Source organism: Protofrankia sp. Cas8 (assembly GCF_963555845.1).
Lineage (GTDB): Bacteria > Actinomycetota > Actinomycetes > Frankiales > Frankiaceae > Protofrankia.
Genome location: NZ_CAUVXI010000108.1, coordinates 1 through 4,319, shown reverse-complemented (window position 1 = coordinate 4,319; position 4,319 = coordinate 1). Strand labels below are relative to the sequence as shown.

Genomic DNA, 4,319 nt, shown 5'->3' with positions numbered 1-4,319 from the left:
GGTGGCGTTCGCCACATCGGCTCTGCGTGACGCCACCAACAGCGAGGACGTCCTGGCCCGGCTGCGAACGGCGAGCGGTGTCGCGCTTGCCGTCCTGCCGGGCGAGCATGAGGCGCGCCTGACCTTCCTGGCGGTCCGGCGCTGGTTCGGGTGGAGCGCCGGGCGCCTGCTCGCGCTCGACATCGGTGGCGGATCACTGGAGATCGCAGCCGGGTTGCATGAAGATCCCGACGTGGTGTCATCCCTGCCGCTGGGGGCGAGTCGACTGACTCGTGACTGGTTCACCAACGACCCACCCAAACGGTCAGAGGTCGCGGCCCTGCGACGGTACGTCCGGGCGCACATCGCACCGGTGGTGTCGAACCTGTATGTGGTCGGCGAGCCCACGCGGGCGGTGGCGACGTCGAAGACCTTCCGGTCACTGGCTCGTATCGCCGGTGCCGAGCCGTACAGTCGTGGTCCCTACGTTCGCAGGGTCCTGCGCCAGGATGCGCTGCGTGAGATATCCAACCGGCTGTGCAAGATGTCCGCGGCGCAGCGGTGCGGTCTGCCGGGGGTGTCGGCTGATCGCGCGGGCCAGCTCGCCGCGGGGTCCGTCGTCGCCGCCGAAGCTCTTGAACTGCTCAATCTGAGCGAGGTGGAGATCTGCCCGTGGGCGCTTCGGGAGGGAGTCATTCTGCGTAGGCTGGACTGGTTGACCTCTGCCTGATCCGATCGCGGGCGATGAAGGCTGGCGGCCCCGTTCGTGCGAGATGCGCGGGCGTGCGGCGGTCGGGTCCCTGGTATTTCCCGGATATGTATTTCTCGGACATCTGCGGGCCGTTTCGGGGAACTTGGTGGATGACTACCGGGGTCCTGGAGACCCGATGACGGGCACGGGAGGTGTCAGTGAAGATCGAGCGGACGCGCCCTACTCTGGAGAGATGTCCGAGGCGTCAACCCCAGCGCCGCGACTCGGGGACGCCGAGGCCGCGGACAACGGTGTGCAGAGCCCGCGTGGGCCCGCGCGGGGCTTTGCCGTGTCCTCCCGCGGCACGACATACCCGACCTTGATCGCTCCTCGTCGAGCTGATCGGACCACCGCGCGGGTCCCTTCGGCGAAGGTCGCCCTGTCGACCGCGTCGACCTACCCCGAATCGACGGCGGCCGCCTTTGAGATGGCTGCGCGGCTGGGGTATGACGGAGTCGAGATCATGGTGTTGACGGATCCGGTAAGCCAGGATCCGGAGGCTCTGCGGCGGCTTGTCGATTATCACGGTATTCCGATTCTCGCCATCCATTCCCCGTGCCTGCTGTTGACTCAGCGCGTATGGGGAGCCGAACCCTGGGCGAAGTTGCAGCGGGCCCGTACGGTCGCCGAAGCGCTACGGGCGCAGACCGTCGTCGTCCATCCGCCGTTCCGCTGGCAGCGTGATTTTGCCCGCGATTTTGTCGAGGGCATCGAAAGAATGAGGGATGAGACAGCCGTCCGCTTCGCGGTCGAGAACATGTTCCCGTTGCGCGCGCGGGGGCGGGAGATTTCCGCGTACGCCCCGGACTGGTCGCCGGTGGGCGATGACTACCGGCATGTCACCCTTGATCTTTCGCATACCAGCGTTTCGCGCTCCGACGCGTTGGCGATGGCGGACGAACTGGGTGAACGACTCGTCCACGTTCACATGGCCGACGGGATCGGGCTGGCCAAGGACGAGCACCTTGTGCCCGGACGCGGCAACCAGCCGTGTGCCGACCTGCTGGAGAGACTGGCGGCTCGAGGATTCGACGGCACCGTCGTCGTAGAGATCAACACGAGGCGGGCGGAGTCCCGAGCCCAGCGGGAGGCGGATCTCGCCGAGGCGTTGGCGTTCACCCGGCTCAACCTCGCGGCCGCGCCTGCGACCGTGAGCGGCCGGATGCCCTGACGGCGCCGGGTCGCACCGAGCTGGCTGCCGATTTGCCTGATGATCGGCCTGGTGATCGGCCTGGTGATCGGACAGAAAATCTGAGACAGGTGCTGAAACAGGCTCCAGAACTGACACCCGCAGTTTGCGAAGGTGGCATCGCGACGTTCCGGGGTGGTGTCACCATGCTCCGGTGAGCGCCAGGTCGCTGTTTGATCCGTTGGTGGACGCCTACGATGCCGCGCGGCCGTCCTATCCCCATCGGCTGTTCGTGGATCTGGAGTGGTTGGCCGGACGCGAGCTTGCCGGCGCCGACATCATCGAGGTCGGCGCCGGAACCGGCATCGCCACCCGGGCGCTGCTGGACCGTGGGGCCCGGGTGATCCCAGTGGATCACAGCCCGGGGATGCTCGGTCGCCTGTGCGAGCGCACGCCCGGGCTTGGCGCGGTGCGCGCCGACGGGGAAGCCCTGCCGTTCGCCGACGCCGTGGCCGACTTCGTCTGCTACGCGCAGGCCTGGCACTGGGTCCAGGTACCGGTGGCCGCGGCCGAGGCCGCGCGGGTGCTGCGGCCCGGCGGCGCGCTCGCCGTCTGGTGGAACGACGTCGACGGTGCGGACCTGCGCTGGTGGGAACGCCAGCAGCAGCGGCTGGAGGCGATGAGTCCGGGCTACCAGCGGGACCACCGGCTGCGTCCGTGGGCGGACGAGTTGCGCTGGACGGGTCTGTTCGCCGAGGTTGTGACGGTGTCCGGCCGGTGGAGCCGGACGCTTGCGGTGGAGGCGTACGAGCTGTGGCTGCGGTCGAAATCGTACGTCCAGGCGACCGGGGACAGGCTGGAGGACTTTCTGGCCGCTGAGCGGCGGTCCCTGCTCAAGGCGTTCCCTGACGGAATGATCACCGAGCCGTTTCACACGGTGCTGGTCGTCGCCCGCATCGGTTCGCCGGGTGAGGACGTTGCCAGCGCGCCGCCGACGGCCACCCTGCGGGATCCTTGAGTGGTGCTGCGTACCGCGATGCTGCGAACGATGGTGCTGGCCGCGTCGGGTGATCCTCATGTCCGACGGCTCGTGTCGACCAGCCCGGTGACCCACGCCGTGGTCAACCGGTTCGTCGCGGGCGAGGACGTTCCCGCCGGGGTCAGGGTCGCCGGCGGCCTGTGCGACGTTGGCCTGCGGGTGTCCCTGGACGTTCTCGGTGAGGACACGATCGATCGGCAGCGTGCCCACGAGTCCGCCGCGACCTACCGTGACCTGCTGCGGGCACTTGCCGATGCGGGTCTCACCCCGGCCAGCGAGGTGTCGGTCAAGCTCTCCTCGTTCGGCCAGGCGTTTGACGCGCCCCTGGCCCGCGAGCTCGTGCTCGGGGTGTGCCAGGCGGCCCGGGAGGCGGGCACCTGCGTCACGGTGGACATGGAGGACCACACCACCACCGACGCGACGTTGACCGAGGTGGCCGAGCTGCGCCGGGAGTTCGACGAGACCGGTGCCGTCGTCCAGGCGTATCTGCGGCGCACCGAGGCGGACTGCCGTGATCTCGCTGGTGCCGGCGGCCGGGTGCGACTGTGCAAGGGCGCGTATGCCGAGCCACTCTCGGTTGCCTACGCTCGTCGGGCCGAGGTGGACGCCTCGTACGCGCGGTGTCTGGCGATCCTGATGGCGGGCCGGGGCTATCCCATGGTCGCCACCCATGATCCTGCGTTGGTTGACCTGGCCGGTCGGCTCGCCGGGGCGGTTGCAGGGTCGGGAACCGATCTGGTAGCTCTGGATCCGGGTCATGCCCGACGGTCGTTCGAGTATCAGATGCTCTTCGGCGTCCGGTCGGGCGAGCAGCGGCGTCTCGTCGGGGCAGGCGAGGTGGTGCGGGTCTACGTACCGTGTGGGCGGGAGTGGTACGCCTACCTGATGCGGCGGCTGGCCGAGCGCCCAGCCAACCTGCTGTTCTTCCTGCGCGCGCTGCGGTCATCCCGGTGACGTCGGTGCTGTGACAGTCGGTGCGGTGAGATCAGGTCCAGCGAAGGGACGTTCATGACGGTCGCGATCCTCGGCACCGGCAAACTCGGTGAGGCACTGTTGGCGGGAATGCTCCGTTCGGGTCATGATCCGGACGGCCTCTTCGTGACGGCTCGGCGTTCCGAGCGCGCAGAGGAGCTGTCCGCCCGTCACGGGGTCGAGGCGCTGTCGAACCCGGCCGCGGCCGCCCGGGCGGATGTGCTGATACTCACAGTCAAGCCGCAGGACATGACCGGTCTGGTAGCTGAGATCGCTGGCGTTGTCACCTCGGACCACCTCGTCGTCTCGTTGGCCGCTGGCATCACCACGTCCTACCTGGAGCACCGGCTCGCCACGGGCACACCGGTTGTGCGGGTGATGACGAACACGCCGGTTCTCGTGGACGAGGCGATGTCGGTGATCTCGGCGGGCGCCCACGCGGGCGAGGA

Annotated in this window: 4 protein-coding genes and 1 pseudogene; all 5 read left to right on the top strand. The window is 68.6% G+C overall.

Annotated elements, in window-relative coordinates:
* Nucleotides 1-709: pseudogene (locus U9977_RS15990) on the top strand (Ppx/GppA family phosphatase); the annotation flags it as partial.
* Between the two features lie 214 nt (nucleotides 710-923).
* Nucleotides 924-1,901: a sugar phosphate isomerase/epimerase family protein gene (locus U9977_RS15985; protein ID WP_416210648.1), complete on the top strand. Its 978-nt coding sequence runs from the start codon at nucleotides 924-926 to the stop codon at nucleotides 1,899-1,901.
* Between the two features lie 172 nt (nucleotides 1,902-2,073).
* A complete protein-coding gene (locus tag U9977_RS15980) occupies nucleotides 2,074-2,877 on the top strand; it encodes a class I SAM-dependent methyltransferase (RefSeq protein WP_322750062.1) in 804 nt (267 codons plus the stop codon).
* Between the two features lie 18 nt (nucleotides 2,878-2,895).
* Nucleotides 2,896-3,852 (top strand): proline dehydrogenase family protein, encoded by a 957-nt coding sequence (locus tag U9977_RS15975; RefSeq protein WP_416210647.1) that lies wholly within the window; start codon nucleotides 2,896-2,898, stop codon nucleotides 3,850-3,852.
* 54 nt (nucleotides 3,853-3,906) lie between these two features.
* A partial coding sequence (locus tag U9977_RS15970; RefSeq protein ID WP_322750060.1) for a pyrroline-5-carboxylate reductase family protein occupies nucleotides 3,907-4,319 on the top strand: 413 nt, incomplete at its 3' end.

What these genes read in the sequence shown, in the direction of transcription:
- U9977_RS15975 (WP_416210647.1), top strand. Translation starts at nt 2,896, where the DNA reads ATGCTGCGAACGATGGTGCTGGCCGCGTCGGGTGATCCTCATGTCCGA.
- U9977_RS15985 (WP_416210648.1), top strand. Translation starts at nt 924, where the DNA reads ATGTCCGAGGCGTCAACCCCAGCGCCGCGACTCGGGGACGCCGAGGCC.